The 17,019-nt window shown below is 69.5% G+C and carries 15 protein-coding genes; 5 read left to right on the top strand and 10 right to left on the bottom strand.

Translation table 11 applies throughout. The features are described 5' to 3' along the window. Positions 1-212: 212 nt before the first annotated feature. The 4 genes from ACIOGX_RS07890 to ACIOGX_RS07875 all read left to right on the top strand — a co-directional run bounded on the left by ACIOGX_RS07890 (position 213) and on the right by ACIOGX_RS07875 (position 3,349). On the top strand, positions 213-992 hold the full coding sequence (locus ACIOGX_RS07890) for a DUF4097 family beta strand repeat-containing protein (protein WP_401765581.1): 780 nt from the start codon (positions 213-215) through the stop codon (positions 990-992). Positions 993-1,064: 72 nt separating this feature from the next. Next, positions 1,065-2,441: a hypothetical protein gene (locus tag ACIOGX_RS07885; RefSeq protein ID WP_383974964.1), complete on the top strand. Its 1,377-nt coding sequence runs from the start codon at positions 1,065-1,067 to the stop codon at positions 2,439-2,441. 84 nt (positions 2,442-2,525) lie between these two features. Continuing rightward, positions 2,526-3,086, top strand: a complete 561-nt coding sequence (locus tag ACIOGX_RS07880) for a DUF4383 domain-containing protein (protein WP_401911165.1) — start codon at positions 2,526-2,528, stop codon at positions 3,084-3,086. Positions 3,087-3,127: 41 nt separating this feature from the next. Then, a complete protein-coding gene (locus ACIOGX_RS07875) occupies positions 3,128-3,349 on the top strand; it encodes a zinc ribbon domain-containing protein (RefSeq protein WP_356506727.1) in 222 nt (73 codons plus the stop codon). A 98-nt stretch (positions 3,350-3,447) separates the two neighbouring features. On the opposite strand, the gene ACIOGX_RS07870 is transcribed toward ACIOGX_RS07875, so the two are convergent. The 4 genes from ACIOGX_RS07870 to ACIOGX_RS07855 form a co-directional block, all read right to left on the bottom strand. Next, positions 3,448-5,679, bottom strand: coding sequence for a hypothetical protein (locus ACIOGX_RS07870; RefSeq protein ID WP_401911162.1), 2,232 nt, complete (start codon positions 5,677-5,679; stop codon positions 3,448-3,450). A gap of 401 nt (positions 5,680-6,080) precedes the next feature. Then, entirely contained in the window at positions 6,081-6,947 is an 867-nt protein-coding gene (locus ACIOGX_RS07865; RefSeq protein WP_356506723.1) for an HAD family hydrolase, read from the bottom strand. Next, positions 6,944-9,475: a phosphoribosyltransferase gene (locus ACIOGX_RS07860; protein ID WP_401912017.1), complete on the bottom strand. Its 2,532-nt coding sequence runs from the start codon at positions 9,473-9,475 to the stop codon at positions 6,944-6,946. Before ACIOGX_RS07860 ends, ACIOGX_RS07865 begins: the two co-directional genes overlap by 4 nt. A gap of 74 nt (positions 9,476-9,549) precedes the next feature. Further along, positions 9,550-10,713, bottom strand: a complete 1,164-nt coding sequence (locus ACIOGX_RS07855) for an HpcH/HpaI aldolase/citrate lyase family protein (protein ID WP_356506721.1) — start codon at positions 10,711-10,713, stop codon at positions 9,550-9,552. A gap of 193 nt (positions 10,714-10,906) precedes the next feature. Between ACIOGX_RS07855 and ACIOGX_RS07850 the strand changes: the two genes are divergently transcribed. Further along, positions 10,907-11,746, top strand: coding sequence for a TerD family protein (locus ACIOGX_RS07850; protein WP_387015462.1), 840 nt, complete (start codon positions 10,907-10,909; stop codon positions 11,744-11,746). Positions 11,747-11,814: 68 nt separating this feature from the next. Here ACIOGX_RS07850 and ACIOGX_RS07845 read toward each other — a convergent pair whose 3' ends face one another. The 6 genes from ACIOGX_RS07845 to ACIOGX_RS07820 form a co-directional block, all read right to left on the bottom strand. Next, complete coding sequence (locus ACIOGX_RS07845) at positions 11,815-12,555, bottom strand: Tellurium resistance (RefSeq protein ID WP_129768713.1); 741 nt, start codon at positions 12,553-12,555, stop codon at positions 11,815-11,817. Positions 12,556-12,722: 167 nt separating this feature from the next. Next, positions 12,723-13,862 (bottom strand): DUF475 domain-containing protein, encoded by a 1,140-nt coding sequence (locus ACIOGX_RS07840; RefSeq protein WP_129768712.1) that lies wholly within the window; start codon positions 13,860-13,862, stop codon positions 12,723-12,725. Between the two features lie 51 nt (positions 13,863-13,913). Further along, complete coding sequence (locus ACIOGX_RS07835; RefSeq protein WP_129768711.1) at positions 13,914-14,489, bottom strand: TerD family protein; 576 nt, start codon at positions 14,487-14,489, stop codon at positions 13,914-13,916. Positions 14,490-14,703: 214 nt separating this feature from the next. Beyond that, on the bottom strand, positions 14,704-15,279 hold the full coding sequence (locus tag ACIOGX_RS07830; protein WP_129768710.1) for a TerD family protein: 576 nt from the start codon (positions 15,277-15,279) through the stop codon (positions 14,704-14,706). Positions 15,280-15,475: 196 nt separating this feature from the next. After that, positions 15,476-15,955, bottom strand: coding sequence for a peroxiredoxin (locus tag ACIOGX_RS07825; protein ID WP_401911156.1), 480 nt, complete (start codon positions 15,953-15,955; stop codon positions 15,476-15,478). A 158-nt stretch (positions 15,956-16,113) separates the two neighbouring features. Continuing rightward, a complete protein-coding gene (locus ACIOGX_RS07820) occupies positions 16,114-16,551 on the bottom strand; it encodes a DUF3052 domain-containing protein (RefSeq protein WP_030352588.1) in 438 nt (145 codons plus the stop codon). Between the last annotated feature and the right edge of the window lie 468 nt (positions 16,552-17,019).

Below are 17,019 nucleotides of genomic sequence, written 5' to 3'. Positions count from 1 at the left end.
AAACCGTATGCGGGCCGCGGTACCGGAGTGCGGGGTACGGGGGGTATCCCCACCACCGAGACGGTGGGCGGCCGGATCGGCTTCGGCCGTTTCCGTTCGTACGGTGGTGGGGCAGCCGGGACGACGCACCGACGCCGCACGGCCAGGACGCGCCGAGAGATATCGGCCCGGCCGTAGGCTCCGGCAGCGCTACAGGACTCTCTGGGGGGACGATCACCGTGGCCACACGCCATCACCGCTCTCGTACGCTTCTCGCCGCCGGCGGAGCCGTGCTCATCGCACTCGCCGTCAGCGGGTGCGGCGGCGCGAACGTCTCCGACGCCCCCGTCGAGACCAAGTCGTTCCCGTTCCAAGGGAAGACACTCACCGTCGACACCAGGAACGCGGCGGTCGAACTCGTCCCCGCCGATGTGCGGGACGTCGAGGTGACCCGGCAGGTCGACGGCTGGGTGTTCATGGGCAGCGGGCCCCATGCCAGTTGGAAGATGACGGGCGACACGCTCTCGCTCAAGGTGAGGTGCAAGGCCGTCGCGAGCAACTGCGAGTCGCTGCACAAGGTGAAGGTGCCGCGCGGGGTGGCGGTGACGCTGAAGGGCGACAACGGGCAGGTCACCGCCACCGGATTCACCACCGCGCTGAAGCTGACCTCGGACAACGGCGCGCTGACGGTACGGAACTCCAGCGGGCCGATCGACCTGAAGAGCGACAACGGCAAGATCACGGCGGAGAACGTCTCCGCCAGGACCGTGACCGCGAGGTCGGACAATGGAGCGATCCGGATCGGACTCGCCGTCGTACCGGACAGCGTGGACACCACCGCCGACAACGGCCGGATCGACATCCGTCTGCCCAGCTCGGGGACCACCTACGCGGTGACCACCTCGACCGACAACGGCTCGGTCGAGGTCGGCGTACCGACCAGCGAGAGCAGCGCCCACATCCTGAAGGCCCGCACCGACAACGGGAAGATCACCATCCAAACCGCGAACTAACCGGCCCGTGTGTTCGTCTCTACCTGGTGGGACAATGAACCAGGCAGGGTGAACTCGGCACGGGAGAGGGATGTGACGGCGACACACGCGCAGCCGCACGCAGGAGCGAAAGCGAAAGCGAGTGCCGTCCGTGATGTCCTCACGTTGATGCTGTTGCCGGTGCCCCTGGTGGTGGCGGCGCTGCCGCTGACCTTCGCCGGCGGGGGTACGCGGAGGTGGTTCGGCGGCAGGGGCGAGAGCCAGCGCGCGGACGCGCAGGCGGCGAAGGACGCCGCGGCGGCCGCCTTCTACGAGCTGGACACGGCCCAGCGCGATCTGCGGATCTCGATAGAGACGATCACGGCGGTGGACAGCTCGCCGGGAGCCCGCAGGGCCGTGGAGGGATTCGCGGCGCTGGGGCAGCGGATCGACGAGGTGAGCCACGGCTATATCGAGGCCGTCGACGCGCACGATCTGGACCGCGACGATCTGGAGCCGTCCGCCGCGTCCAGGGCGCGCAACGAGCTGACGAAGGCCAAGGACGAGCTGATCCGCGTCAAGGGCGATCTCGACCGGTTCGAGCAGGGGCTCGGGCCGCTGCTCGACAAGGCCGAGACACAGTTGGCGCGGCTGGCCCCCGCCGTGGAGCGGGCGCGGCAGGCGCTGCTCGGCGCGAGCAACGCTCTCGACGCGGTGCGCGCCTCCGGTCTGCGGGCGGACGATCTCGCCGCCCGGCTCGCCGCGCTCGGGCCCGATCTGACGAAGCTCAACCAGGGCGCGGGGCAGCACGGCGTGGCGGAGACGCTCCAGCGCGCCGACCGGGTCCTGCGCGACGCCGAGGCCGTACGGGCCGAGGCGGCACGGCTGCCCGAGCGGGCCCAGGAGATCGACCGCCGGCTGGTGTCGCTCCGTACCCGCGCGCAGGCCCTGACGACCCGGGCGGGGACGGTGGAGCCGGTCCTCAGCGAGCTGCGCCGCCGGTTCACCGCGGCGTGCTGGCAGGACCTTCAGCAGGTCCCCGACCACGCGGCGACCAGCGTTCACCAGGCCGAGGAGAAGCTCAAGGAAGCCGGCACGGCACGCGAGGAGCAGCGGTGGGCCGACGCGACCTCGCTGCTCAGCACCGCGCGGGCGCTGCTGAACGGTACGGACGAGGCGGTCTCCGCCGCCGGTGACCGGCTGCGGCGGCTGAACGCCGTGTCGAAGGACCCGCAGCAGGAGATCGACCGCACCCGCTTCGCGATCCGGGACGCCCAGCGGCTGGCCATGACCGGGCGGAACACGCCCGAGCCCCGTCACGCGCGTCCGCTGGACCAGTCCGTGGCCCGGCTGGACCGGGCGGTGGCCGCGCTGGAGGGCCGTCATCCCGATTACTGGCACTTCCTGACCGAGACCGAGGCGGTACGTCACGCCGTGGCCCAGGTGGTCTCGGAGATCCGCGAGGAGCGGGGCGCCGGGCACGGCAGCTGAGTTGTCGGCGGCTCGCGACGGGCGGATGCTGGAACGAAGGAACGCCACCGCCGAAGGACCGCCAACCGTCGAAGGAGGCCGCCCATGGCCACGCGAGTGCTCCATCCGCCGGCCCGGGGACACGTGAGGCTCGACGCGCAGCTCCCCGTCGACCACCGGCTCAATCAGGTCTATCGCGTCGGGGCCGGGCTGATGGGGCTCATCCTGATGGCCTTCGGCATCCTCGGGCTGATCGACAAGATCGGATTCTTCGACACCGGCGGTGCCACGGTCGCGGGCCTGAACACCAACGGCACGCTGAGCGTGCTGTCCATCTGCGTCGGGCTGATCCTCCTGATCGGCATGGTGATCGGCGGGAACACCGCGTCGACCCTGAACATGGTGCTCGGTGTCCTCTTCATCGCCAGCGGATTCGTCAATCTCGCTCTGTTGGACACCAGTTACAACTTCCTGGCCTTCCAGCTCCAGAACGTGCTCTTCAGCTTCGTGGTCGGTCTGCTGCTCATGTTCTTCGGGATGTACGGAAGGGTCAGCGGCGGGCTGCCGCACGACAATCCGTACTGGCGGGCCCGCCATCCGGAACAGGCGCGGCGCGAACAGCGCCTCAGGGCGAGGGGCCGCCAAGGCCGGGTGGGCGTCGGCTGAGGGCTGTCCCGCTCTCCCGTGACAGGCCCTACTCTGGGCGCATGCCTCGCTACGAGTACCGCTGCCGTTCCTGTGGTGACACCTTCGAACTCACCCGGCCGATGTCGGAGTCCGCGGCCCCCGCCGCGTGCCCCGAGGGACATGACGACACCGTGAAGCTCCTGTCCACCGTGGCGGTCGGCGGCACCGCGAAGGGCGGCGCTCCCGCCCCGGCGGCCGGCGGTGGCGGCGGGGGCTGCTGCGGTGGTGGCTGCTGCGGCTGATCCGCCGGAGCACCGGTCCCGGACGCACCGGCCCTGACGCTGGAGTCCAGCGCCGGGGCCGGTGCGTCGTGATCAGGACGGCTGTCAGGACAACCGGGTCAGCGCGCGCCGACCAGGGTGAACGTCGATCCGTCGGGCAGGGCGGTGATCGCCGCGCCGTTGGCGCCCAGCGGACGGCCGTACGCCCCGGGCACCTGCCCGAACGCGCTCCACTTCAGGTCCGTCCCACTGCTCGCGTGCCAGGTGTTGCCGTCCATGCCGACGGCCAGGAGCTGGGTGGAACCGTCCGGCAGGGCGGTCAGGGAGACGCCCAGGCCGCGCATGAGGTCATTGGGCTTCCACTCGAGTCCGTTCCAGGGGCCGTTGAGTCCCCCGCTCGGGGAACGGGTCGTCCAGTAGACGCCGTTGTCATTGCCGACGGCAGCGATCTGGATGACGTTGCCCGTCGTCACGGTCATGGCGAGGTCCTTGCCGGCGAAGGTGGGCGCGCCGCCCACTCCGGGCAGGGTCTGCCAGCCCTTGGTGGCGATGTCCCAGGATCCGTCGGCCAGGCGCTCCGCGATGCGCAGGGCGCCGTCCGCGCCGAACGCCGCCACCTTGACGGCGCCGGTCGGCAGTGCGGCGATGGCCATGTCCTTGGCCTTGAAGCGCCCGCTGTCGGGCCCGGCGATGGCCGCCCACCCGGTCCACGAACCGTCGGCGCGGCGGACGTTGTGGTTGAGGTAGCCGTCCTTGTCGATGGCGAGGAGCTGCGCGTCACCGTTGGGCGTGGACGTGATCGCGAGCGGTCCGCCGGGGAACCTCGCGTCGACCGCGTCGGTGTTGGGGCGCGCCCAGCCGGTCCACGAACCGTCGGCGCGGCGGACGTTGTGGTACAAGCGCTTGTCGGGGCCGTACGCGATGACCTGGAGGTCGCCGTTGGGCATGGCGGTCACGGCGCGCTCGCCGCCGCCGAATTCATGGACGCCGTATTCGAGTGAGGCATTGGTCCCGGGCAGCGGCTCCGCGGTGGTCCAGCTTCCGTCGGCCCTGCGCTCGGTGCCGACCAGCACGCCGGACTTCGTCGTCGGGGTGTTGTTGGCGATGATCGCCCGGCTCATGTCGCCGGAACCGATGATCGAGCCGTCGGCACGCCTGCCGCCCATGTTGACGTAGTCGATCTGAACGACGTTCGTGTTCCCGGCGATGTAGGAGTAGCGCCAGTCACCTTCCAGCAGCCGGAGCATGTTGGTGTTGTGCTCGCGGCCCAGCTGCACCATGTACGGCAGCTCGTCGGGGTTCCAGCTGAAGCCCTTGTTGGCGAAGTCGATCACCGCTTGGGGAAGCATGGAGTACGAGTCGACCCCGCCGGACAGGACGAAGAGCCTGTTCGGGTCGCCCTGCTGGGTTCTCAGCGACTTGTGGTTCTGGTTCAGCGCCTGGGCGCTGAGCTGGGTGGCCGCTGAGCCGTACGGCGAGGGGCTGCCGAGGAGGTTGTTGAGGAGGGCGACGGTGTCCTTGTTCTCCAGGTAGCTGTCCCGGGTCTCGACCCGGTCGTTCGGCCAGGCCCAGGCGTTGTTGGTGAGGCTCCGGGTGTCGATCAGGACGACGTTGGCGCCGGCCGCCATGAACTGGTTGTACGTGGACCGCGGCGACAGTCTGGTCTGGTCGGCCATGCGGGAGGTGCCGATCGCCTGGCCCAGCCGTTCCACGGCCTCACGGTAGTCCTCGACGGCGGTGTCCCGGTCCGGCGAAGGGTCGGAGTCCGCCGGGGCCGCGGTCCTCAGCTCGATCGTGACGATCTCCTCCGGGTGGTCGCGGAGCCACTCGGCTATCTCGTTGATCTCGCCCTTGCGGCCGGTGACGGTGTCGTCGAGGAACAGGGCGCCCCGCGGGCCGCCGTGGTACGTGTACCACTGCCCGTTCTGCTTGCACAGCCGCAGATCCAGATAGCGCGAGCCGCTGTTGAGCTGCTCGACGATGGGCGAGTACTGCGTCACCGAGAGGTTGGCGGCGACCCCCGGGTACCTCTTCGCCATGGCGGCTTCCGAACCGGCGTCGCAGACGCCCGACGAAGGCGTGATGCTCCAGGATCCCGCGTCGTGGCTGCCGGGCATCACGATCTTGTTGAGCGGCCGGTCACCGATGACGCTCTTGATCTGCGACATCCACAGACGGGTGTTGATGGCGGCGGGGTCGATCGCGCCCGCGGACGCCGAGGTCGCGGTGGTGGCGGTGGCAGAGGCGGCGGCTGCGGCGGCCGGAGCCGGGACACCGGCCAAGGCCAGGCCGGCGGCGAGGGGGGCCAGCAGCGCGAGCGCGCTACGGCGAGTTAAAAGGTGACGGATCACTGTCCGGGATATCCATTCTTGAGATCATGCCGTCCGCGCGACGCCCTTGCCCGGCCTGCGTGGCGACGGTGTCGTCGACAGGCCGACCGAGGGAAGTGAGCGCGCACTCTCAGGTCGGCAGGGAATCTACGCGCGCTCACAGAGCCATCACAGCCGCGACCATTCCCGGCTTTTTTCGTGCAGGAAGTGTGCACCCGCATCGCAGTCGGGGGACAACCGGCGACGGCTTGCTTCTTCCCCAGGTCAGGGGGAGTGTGCCGAGCTGTGGACGCCGCTCCCGGGCGGCGACGGCCGGCCGGTGGAGCACATCTGATCGCTCGTCAAAGCTGAGCGATACGGCGCTCTTGTCCGACTTCGTAGTCGGGTCGGGCGACCGCTCGCCGGGGCAGATCGGACCCGGGTCAGGCCGGGCCCGGGGCAGCGGCGCCCGGGGCAGCGGCGCGGGTGAGGCGTCGGAGGATCTCCTCTCCCGCCGCGACACCCGTCTGCGGGAGCACGTCGACATGCGGGGCGTTCCAGCCGCTGTCCGCGAGTTCTCCGTGGCCGGGGCGCCAGCCTCGGTCCGCGGCCAGCAGCAGGTCGGCGTCGAGCAGCGAGTCCCCCGCGGCGAGGGTGAGTTCGGCGCCGGTCCTGCGGGCCACCTCGCGCATCGCGGCGCTCTTGGTGAGCGGTCGCGGTACGGCATAGATCTTGCGGCCCTGGAGGGAGACGGTCCAGCCCCGGCCGTCGGCCCATCCGGCGAGTTCCTTCACCCAGCCCTCGGGAAGGAGGGCGCGGTCGACCACGAGATAGGCGAAGAGGTCTTCGGCGATCCGCTCCTTGAGGAGCCACGCGGGGTCGGCGGCGGCGAGCAGATGGGCGCGGACCTCGGCCAGGGGGGCGCACTCGTCGGCCAGCCGGTCGGCCACCCGGTCCCGCCAGACCGGGTCCGGCACTCCGTCCACCAGGAGGTGGCCGCCGTTGGCGCAGATCGCGAACCGCGGCGCGGGGCCCGGCAGATGGATACGGCCGTACTGCTCGCGGGTGCGGGTCGTCGTCGGTACGAAGACGGTGGCGCGGGCGAGCCGATCGAGCAGTCCGGCGGCCGTCTCGGTCAGATACGACAGCGGTCTGCTCTCGTACACCTCGACGCAGAGCAGCCGGGGAGCCTCGGCGTCCGGCATCGGGAGCTGGAGCGCGGCGGCCGAATAGATCAGGGTGCGGTCCAGATCGCTGGCGACCAGGACGGACGGCCGCGCGGGGGTGCCCGGGGTGTGGGAGAGGGTCACGGCGAGACGACCGCCTTGCCGTCCGCGCCGGTGGCGCCCCGGGTGTACCGCGGGTGGATGAGTCCCACGCAGGTGTACGGGAGGTCGTCGACCTCCTCGACGGGCACGCCGCGCTGCTCGGCCAGCAGCCGGACATGATCGAGGTCGGCGCCCGCGTCGCGCTGGGCGAGGATCTTCCAGGGGACGCGGCGCAGCAGGACGCGGGTGGTCTCGCCGACGCCGGGCTTGACGAGGTTCACATCGTGGATGCCGTACTCCTCGCTGATCCGCTCGACGGCCGCCCAGCCCTCCCAGGTGGGCGCGCGGTCCGCCGAGAGCAGTTCCTTGACCTCGGCGTCCACGGCGTGGGTGACCTCGTCGAAGCGGGCCGCGACGGTGTCCAGGAAATGGCCGGAGACATCGGCGCCGGCGAGTTCGCGATAGTGCTTCGCGCCGTGGAAGTCATGGGGGCCGACCAGATCGGACCGGAGGACGGTACGGGAGATCAGGCCGGAGACCGTCGAGTTGAGACAGGCGGAGGGGATGAGGAAGTCCTCCCGGGTGCCGTAGGTCCGCACGCAGCCGCCCGGATCGGCGAGGACCGCGATCTCGGGGTTGAATCCGCCGAACGCTTCGAGGGCCTGGGCGAGTTCGCGGGTGATCGCGCCCTTGCCGGTCCAGCCGTCGACGAAGACGACATCGGCGGGGTCGTGGTGGGCGGCGAGCCAGCGCAGGGCGTTGGCGTCGATGCCCCGGCCACGCACGATCGAGACGGCGTAGTGCGGCAGGTCCAGGCCGTGCCGGTGCTGGGCCCAGCGGCGCATCAGTACGCCGACCGGCGTGCCGGCGCGGGCCAGCGAGACCAGGACGGGGCGGGGGGACCGCTCGGCGAGCACCGTTTCCGTGACGGTGCCGACGGCCCGCGCGATCCGGGCCGCCGAGGTCTCCAGCGCGGCTTTGAACAGTTCCTGGTACTGGGCGCTCGGCTGGTATTCGACGGGAAGGGATTCGGCGTAGTGCGCGCCACCGCTCTGTATGGCCTCCTCGCGCTCCTCCGTCGGGGCCTCCAGCTCCACCTCGGACAGGTCCTGGAGGAGCCAGCCCACGTCGTCGGGTGCGTAGGAGGAGAAAGCGGGGCCGCGAAGGGGCTCGGGCAGCATGGAGGGTTCCTGCCGTTCGGGGTCGTGCGAAGAGCGCGGGAGGCGCGCGGAGGCGGGGAGGTACGAGGGGACCACGGCCAGGACCACCCGGGGTATGTGTGCGGCGAGCCGGGCCAGCAGACCGCCGGGGGCGTGCAGCTCGGGAGAGTCGGCCAGGGAGTCGACGACCGCCACGACGGCGTCGAAACCGGCGCCCGCGACGTTGTAGGCATAACGGTCTCCGGCGCCGTCGCCGTCGGGGAAGGCCGCGGTGTCATGGGCCGGGAAGACGAGGCGGCTGCGGATCGCGTACCCGGGATCGTCCACGGCCAGCACCGGCGACCGCGTGGTGGTGGAGAACCTCACCTCGGCGCCGCTGGAGCGCTCCAGCGCTTCGGCGAGCCGCAGAGGGGCGTACATCAGCTCCTCGAAGCCGAGCACGAGCACGCGCCGGGCGTCGCCCAGCCCGGCGGCCGTCTCGGCCGCCATGGCGGGCAGCGCGGCCTCCAGGGCGGCTCGGTGGGCGGGGGTGAAGCCGTGGCGGCCCCCGTCGGGGACTCCGGCCGGCCAGTCCAGGGCCACGCGGGCCACTCCGGTCGCGGGGACCTCGGGCGACCCGGGAACCTCGGGTGACGCATGGGCCTCGGGCGACCCGGGGACCTCGGGCGAACCGGTGGCCGGGGTGCCGTCCACCGGGCTCGGCGCGAGGGCCTCGGCCTCCTGCTCCGCCACCAGCGCCCGGCCCTTCTCCAGGACGCCGTCCGGGAGCCGGACCGTACCGGAGGCCAGGGTGATCAGATCGACGCGGGCCCCGATCTCCTCGGCGAACTCCGCCAGCCGCCCCTGGTCGGCCGCCGAGCGCATGTCGACCAGGGCGACGATGACGTACCAGCCGCGGGGATAGCGCTCGTGCAGGGCGCGGATGGTGTTGAGAACGGTGTTGCCGGTGGAGAACTCGTCGTCGACGAGGACCAGCGGACCGTCGGAGGCGAGCAGCTCCGGGTCCTCGGGGAGCAGCAGATGGGACGTGGCGTGCGAGTGCGACTCCTCGAAGCCGCCCGCCCTGGGGACACCCGGGACGGGCCGCCGGGTGGAGTGGAGATACGGGGCGTGGCGCACCCCGTCGGCGACCGAGTGGCCGAGTCCGGTCGCGGTCTCCGCGTAGCCGAGCACCACGGCCCGGTGCACGTCGGCGCCGAGCAGTCCGCGTACGCGCTCACCCAGCTCGACGCCGGTTCCGTGGACGACCCCGGGGCGCTGCGGAACGTGTTTGCCCAGCACGTTCGAGACGAGGAGGTGGGCCCGTTTGGGGTTGCGGCGCAGCGCGAGGCCCAGCAGATCCCGCAGACCCTCGCCGCCGGCGAGTTCGACGCCGAGCCGCTCGGCGACCCATGTGCCCGACCACACCATAGTGACGATCTCTTCCTTCGACGACGGTCCGGCCTGCCCGGTCCGGGTGGTCTGTTCCTGAACGTGCTGACCGCTCACGCGCCGAGTCCGGCGGTGAGCAGCTCCACGAAGCCGATGTCCTCCCGGGCGACGCCGAAGACCTCGGCCCGCAGGAGGGTGCGCTCGGCCCAGGCGCGGTGAGGCTTCACCTCGTTCATCTTGTTCGTGTACGCGGAGCGCAGCACCCCGCCCCCGTCACGCTCCGGCCGCAGGATGTCCTGGGCGTCACTGAACTCCTCATGGCTGACCACGGAGAGTGCGTGGACCGGCGGGACATGGGAGGGATGGATACAGGTCTTGCCGAGCAGCCCGTTGGCCCGGTCCAGCTCGATCTCGCGCAGCAGCCCGTCGAGGTCGTGCTCGATCAGGGCGGTACGCAGTTCCTCGGCCCGGCCCTCGAGGAACGGGCTGCGCCGCAGCTGGGGCTTGAACATGCGCTCCTGGAGCCGGAAGTACTCCCAGACCGGGCCGGTGATCGTGAAGCCCGATCCGTCGGCACGTCCGAGTACGTTCACCACGTCCGCGATGACCCCGGCCACGATGCGTACGTCGTACGCCGTCATGTCGGGCGAGCGGCGCAGACCGTACGCCGAGCAGAAGTCGGTCACACCGAGTCGCAGCGCGAGTACGCGGTCGCGGTACTTGTCGACGGCGGTCGCGATGCCGGTGAGCGTCCGGGTCCTGGTCTCCAGATGCAGCAGCTCGGGCGATTCGAGTACCGGCATCGCGTAGAGCGTGCGGCCACAGGCGCTCTCCGCCTCCGTGAGCGCCTCCAGGAAGGCCGTCCCACGCTCCTCGGTGAACTTGGGTAGTACGAATCCGGACAGCAGCCGGATCGAGTCCCCCAGGCGCCGGACCAGATCGGATATCTGTCCCGGCTCACGCACGCGGATGAAGAGCAGCGGGGTGGCGACGCCCCGCTCGGCGAGGTCGGCGAACTGCCGGACGAGATTGGTCTCGGCGTCCTCGACCTCGGCGTCCTGGATGGAATCCTCCAGGCAGAGCACCATGGAGACGACTCCGCGCCCGGTCTGCTTCAGCACGTCGTCGGCGAGCCGCGGCCGGGTGGCCGGGCTGTAGAGCGTGGCCCCGAGAGCGGCCGAGAGCAACCGCGCGGGCGAGTCCGCGGTGAACTCGCACGGCTCCTGATGGAACAGTGCCTGCCGAGCAGCGGTCGGGATATGCCCGAAATGACGCATCTGAATCCCCCGTACTGCCGTGATGGCCCGTCGGTCATGTGGCCGGTAATAGTACGTATGGGCGGGTGTCAAGAGTTCCCCCGGTACATGAAATCCTGGTTACTCGTCCGGTTCTCGTCCATGGCCCGGACCGAGCGGATCGGACTCTGCGCCCGCGTTGTCCCGGCGGGCGGCGGGAAGGCAGGATGGCGATATGACGCACGCGATGCTCAAGGGCTCGAACGTCCCCCTCGATGCCATGGCCGTACGAGCCGTGCTGCGCTGGTCCCCTGGTACCGGGGTTCCCGTTGTGGACGCCTCCGCCCTGCTGCTCGGGCACGACGGCCGGGTCCGTTCCGATGAGGACTTCGTCTTCTACAACCAGCCGCGCCATCCTTCCGGGCTGGTGCGGCGGCTGCCCAAGAAACAGGTCGGGGACGAGCTGACCGATGCCGTCGAGGCCAATCTCGCGGCGCTCGACCCCTCGGTCGACCAGGTGGTACTCGCGGCCTCCTCCGATGGTGCGAGCTTCCATCATGTGACCGATCTGCGGATCCTGCTCTATGACGCGGCGGCGGCCGACGGTGAGCCGCTGGCCGTCTTCGAGATCCGGCCGGAGACCGGCGAGGAGACCGCGATCATCTGCGGCGAGCTGTACCGGCGCGGTGGCGGCTGGAAATTCCGCGCGGTGGGCCAGGGATATCCGACCGGTCTGGACGGTCTGGCGACCGCGTTCGGCATTCTGGTGGACGAGACGGAAGAGGCCGCCGCGGACGCGGCGCCCGGTGCCTCCGAGGAGGCCACCGTGGCCGTGGCCCCGGAGAGGCCGCTGCCGCCTCCGCCGCCGCTGCCGCCCACCGAGCCGGTCGCACAGCCCGCGTACGGGTACCCGCAGCCTCCCCTGCCGTCGGCCCAGCCGCCGTACGGCTATCCCCAGCCCGTGTCGTCCCCGCGCCCGGCGTACGGCTATCCGCAGCCCGCCGCGGCCGCCGCGCCCGCCCCCGATCCGAACTTCCGGCTGCCCCCCATGGGGCCGCAGTTCATCCGCCCGTAGACGCCGGCGCGGGCACCCGGACCGGGGCCCGCACCAAAACCGGGACAGATACGGGCACCCGGACCGGTTCAGGTCTTCGTCTTGTAGCCACGCCCCCACTGGAGCCCCCAGCCGTACAGCCGGTCAAGCTCCGCCTGGAAGCCGTAGACGAACTTCACCTCGCGGCGCACCACCAGGTCGCCCTTGACGTTCTCCACCGAGAACACGGCGCAGGAGCGGGCCTGCGGCGCGTGCTCGTCGAGATCGATCTCGATGCGCGGGCCATTGCTCGGGTACAGCGTCACATGTGCGCGCGTGCGGTCGAAGGCGGGCGTCTGGTCGTAGATGTAGACGAAGAACAGCAGCCGTTTAATCGACTCCCGGTGGTCGAGATTGACGTAGAGGGTCTCGCCCGAGGCGGCGCCGAACCGGTCGTCACCGCTGAGTTTGACGTACGGCGGATCGTTCAGGTCCCCGAGGAAGTTGCCCAGCGGCTGGACCACGCCCTTGCTGCCGTCGGTCAGCTCGTACATGCAGCCGAGGTCGAGGTCCACATTGACCATGCCCTGCGTATGGGCCTGCACCACCTCGGGTTTGAACAGCTTGAGGGGGTTCGACAGCAGCCGCCCGCTCTGCCTGGAGCGTCCCTCGATATCGGAGGTGCGCATCTGCCAGGAGAGGTTCACCCGCAGATTTCCGGTGGCCGCGCCCTGTTTGGTGAGCGAGACCGTCGGCCTCCGCTTGGTCAGCTCGATGGAGTTGGACGCGGCGTTGCCCGAATCGAATTGCGTTGCCCTTTGTCCCTGCCACAGGTTGTCCCAGAAGGCCATGCCCACCCCACTCCTGTCGTCAACTCTCAACTCGCCACGATCACATGGAAGAACGGGGCGGCCGGCAGGCTCACGCCTCTCGGCCGCCCCGTTCAGAGCGTTCCCTGATTGTCCTCCGCGTCACCCTCAGGAGGACCGGCTCACCAAAGGCTCACCGGAGCACCGGCTCAGACCTGGACCGCCGCCTTGTCGTCGTCGGCGTCCTTGTCGCCCTCCCCGGCCGCGAGCGCCTTGTTACGGCGGATCGAGGACCAGAAGGAGGCGCCGATGAGAAGCACGCCGATCAGACCGGTGATGATCTCGTTGATCGAGTGCTCGATGGTGATCAGCAGGATCGCGGCGAGCGCGCCGATCGCGTAGTGCGCGCCGTGCTCCAGGTAGACGTAGTCGTCCAGGGTGCCCTGGCGGACCAGGTAGACCGTGAGCGAACGTACGTACATCGCGCCGATACCGAGACCCAGCGCCATCCAGAAGATCTGGTTCGTGATGGCGAAGGCGCCGATGACACCGTCGAAGGAGAACGACGCGTCCAGGACCTCCAGGTAGAGGAAGAGGAAGAACGCGGCCTTGCCGGCGAGACCGATCGCGGAGACCTGCTTGCCCTCGGCCTTGGCCTTCTCCTCCGCTTCGTGCTCCTGCTCCTCCTGCTCCTCCAGCCGGTTCTCGAAGAAGCCCGAGAGACCGCCGACGACGAGATACGTGACCAGACCGGCGACGCCGGCGAGCAGCACGGTGGCCGACTTGTCCTGGTATCCGGTGCTGGTGTGCGCGTTGGTGGCGAAGGTCAGCGCCGTGACGAGCAGCACGATCAGCGCGACGCAGACCGAGAGCATGTCGACCTTGCCGAGCTTGGCCAGCGGGCGCTCCAGCCAGCCCAGCCACTTGATGTCCCGCTCCTCGAAGATGAAGTCGAGGAAGATCATCAGCAGGAACATGCCACCGAAGGCGGCGATGCCCGGGTGGGCGTCGGTGACCAGGGCCTCGTACCGCTCGGGGTTGTCCAGCGCGATCTGGACGGCCTCGATGGGCCCGACCTTGGCACTGATGGCGACGATCACGACGGGGAAGACCAGTCGCATACCGAACACCGCGATGAGGATGCCGATGGTGAGGAAGATCTTCTGCCAGAAGGCATTCATCTTCTTCAGGACCCCGGCGTTGACAACCGCGTTGTCGAAGGACAGCGAGATCTCAAGGATGGACAGGATCAGTACGATCCCGAACGCCTCCCACCCCCACTGCCAGGCCGCGAAGGCGAGGCCGAGCGCCGTGATGGCGAACGACCAGCCGAAGGTTTTCAGGATCACTGGCTACCCCATCTGGTGATTAACGGGTTTTCCCCCGCGCAGCGCACTGCTTTACGAAACGTTGACCCCGAAGTCTAGAGCGATGCCCCGCAGCCCCGACGCGTACCCCTGTCCCACGGCCCTGAACTTCCACTCGGCGCCATAGCGGTACAGCTCGCCGAAGATCATCGCGGTTTCGGTGGAGGCGTCCTCGCTGAGGTCGTAGCGAGCGAGCTCCTGGCCGTCGGCCTGGTTGGCCACGCGGATGAAGGCGTTGCTGACCTGCCCGAACGTCTGACCGCGGTTGTCCGCGTCGTGGATCGAGACAGGAAAGACGATCTTGTCGCAGTGAGCAGGCACCTTGGAGAGGTCGACCAGCAGGGATTCGTCGTCGCCGTCGCCCTCACCGGTCAGATTGTCACCGGTGTGCTCCACGGATCCATCCGGACTGGTCAGATTGTTGTAGAAAATGAACCATTCATCGCCGAGCACCCGGCCCGACTGGCAGAGAAGCGCGCTGGCGTCGAGGTCGAAGTCGGCTCCGGTGGTGGAGCGCGCGTCCCAGCCGAGCCCTACCAACACCTGGGTGAGGTTGGGTGCGGCTTTGGAGAGGGAGACATTGCCTCCCTTGGCGAGTGTGACGCCCATGATGGTGAGTCCTCCCCGAAATGATGTGCTGCCGTCCTGCGGGCAGGACGCGCCTGACGTCCTGCCCGTTCAAACCCTGTTCATGCGGCTCGTGCCCGTACCGATGCGAGACGCGTACCACCCCGCATGCGAGACGCGTACGGCGCCGCACTGAAGCGTGCGGCGCCGTGCTCGAAGATACCCAGGCGTGTCCGGTGGGGACAGGCCCGGCGGTTCAGACGTTGACGCCGAAGTCCTGTGCGATACCGCGCAGACCCGAGGCGTACCCCTGGCCGATGGCGCGGAACTTCCACTCCGCGCCGTTGCGGTACAGCTCGCCGAAGACCATGGCGGTCTCCGTCGAGGCGTCCTCGCTCAGGTCGTACCGGGCGAGTTCGTTGTTGTCGGCCTGGTTGACCACGCGGATGAACGCGTTGCGCACCTGGCCGAAGGACTGCTGGCGGCTCTCCGCCTCGTAGATCGAGACGGGGAACACGATCTTGTCCACATCGGCGGGGACCGCGGCCAGATTGACCTTGATCGCCTCGTCGTCGCCCTCGCCCTCACCGGTGAGGTTGTCACCGGTGTGCTCGACGGATCCGTCGGGGCTCTTGAGGTTGTTGAAGAAGATGAAGTTCCCGTCGACGGCGACCTTGCCCTCGGCGTTCGTCAGCAGGGCGCTGGCGTCGAGGTCGAAGTCACTGCCGGTGGTCGTACGGACGTCCCAGCCCAGACCCACGGTGACCGCGGTCAGGTTGGGCGCGGCCTTGGTCAGCGAGACGTTTCCGCCCTTGCTGAGGCTGACTCCCACGAGTCCTCCCTTTGGTTTCTCGGGGCCGGCGGCCCGGCTCGGCGGCTGCTGCCGCGGGTCGCGCGTCCCCTGAGGCGTTGGCATCGGATCAACGACTGGATCCTAGTGACCGGTTCCCCGTTGCTGTGCGATTTCGGGGTGCCGGTCCGGACGGGACGGACCGGCCGTCCGGATGGGACGGACCGGCCGGGGCCGGTCAGAGCGCGGCGAGCGCCTTGACGTACTCGTCGAGATCCCTGGCGTCCGGCAGACCGTTGACGACCGTCCAGCGCACGATGCCGTCCTTGTCGATGATGAAGGTCCCGCGCACCGCGCATCCCTTCTCCTCGTCGAAGACGCCGTACGCGCGCGAGACCTCGCCGTGCGGCCAGAAGTCCGACAGGAGCGGGTACTCCAGGCCCTCCTGCTCGCCGAAGACGCGCAGGGTGTGGATGGAGTCGTTCGAGACGGCGAGCAGCTGGGTGTCCTCGTTGACGAACGAGGGCAGCTCGTCGCGCAGGGCGCACAGCTCACCGGTGCACACACCGGTGAAGGCGAAGGGGTAGAAGAGCAGCACCACGTTCTTGCCGCCGTCCGCACCGTCCCCGGAGCGGCGGAAGTCGGACAGTCGCACGGTCCGCCCGTGGTTGTCCTTCAGTTCGAAGTCCGGGGCGGGGGCGCCGACCTCGATCGCCATGGATGCACGTCCTTTCGAAGGCTGTGGCTCTGTCTGTCTCCCGACCACCCTACGCACAGGGCCCCCGCCGACCGGAGTCGGCGGGGGCCCTCAAGGCTGCTCGCAGTCCAGGGCTGCTCGCTGTCGGCTGCTGCGTCTTGCGCGCTCGGCGCTCGGAGTCAGCGCTTGGTCTTCGCCGCCTTGGGGGTGACGAGACGGCCGCCGGTCCAGTCCTTGCCGGCGCTCACGCTCTTGGTCTGGGACAGGCCCGAGGTCTGGGCCGCCTCGCTGATGTCGCTCGGTTCGACGTAGCCGTCACGGCCGGTCTTGGGCGTCAGCAGCCAGACCACTCCGCCGTCTTCGATCAAACCGATGGCGTCCACCAGCGCGTCCGTAAGGTCGCCGTCCTCGTCACGGAACCACAGGACGACGGCGTCGGCCACGTCGTCGTAGTCCTCGTCGACAAGGTCCTGGCCGATGACGGCCTCGATGGACTCGCGGAGCTCCTGGTCGACGTCGTCGTCGTAGCCGAGCTCCTGGACCACCTGTCCGGGTTCGAACCCAAGCCGAGCGGCGAGGTTGGTTCGTTCCTCCGCGTGGTCCGCGGTCGCGCTCACGGATTGCCTCCTGATCATGTTTCGGATAAATGCTTCGGCCGCGCGTACGCGGGGCATTGGCCATTGTCCACACGGGCGGGGCGGATCGCGCAAGTACCCGGCCGCCGAGACCGCCGAAACGGTGACGTTCCGGGCTCCTTCGTCGCATCTCCTGTCACTTCGACCTCGCACCCTGTGACACAGGCCGTACGTTTTCTCATCCTCTGCCATGTTATGCCGCTTCGGTACGTCAATCAGGTCCGAACGACCGAACGAAACGCATGGCCGGAGTGGGCGTAAGGTTGCGATTTGACCGCCGTGGAAACCGTGCTCGGGCGCGGTATTTTCCCGCCGAGCACGGGTTACCACTCGGTAGAGATGACGTTTCCGCCGCCGCGGTACACGATGGAGGGCGGCGTACGTGCCCGTGCCCCGGGGGCTCCGGTGAGACACCCAGGTCCCGGGCCCGCGTAGCAGCAGTAACCCGAC

It is taken from the genome of Streptomyces sp. NPDC088147, assembly GCF_044741565.1.
Lineage (GTDB): Bacteria > Actinomycetota > Actinomycetes > Streptomycetales > Streptomycetaceae > Streptomyces.
The sequence above is the reverse complement of the archived record's forward strand: the minus strand, read 5'-3'. Positions and strand labels throughout refer to the sequence as shown.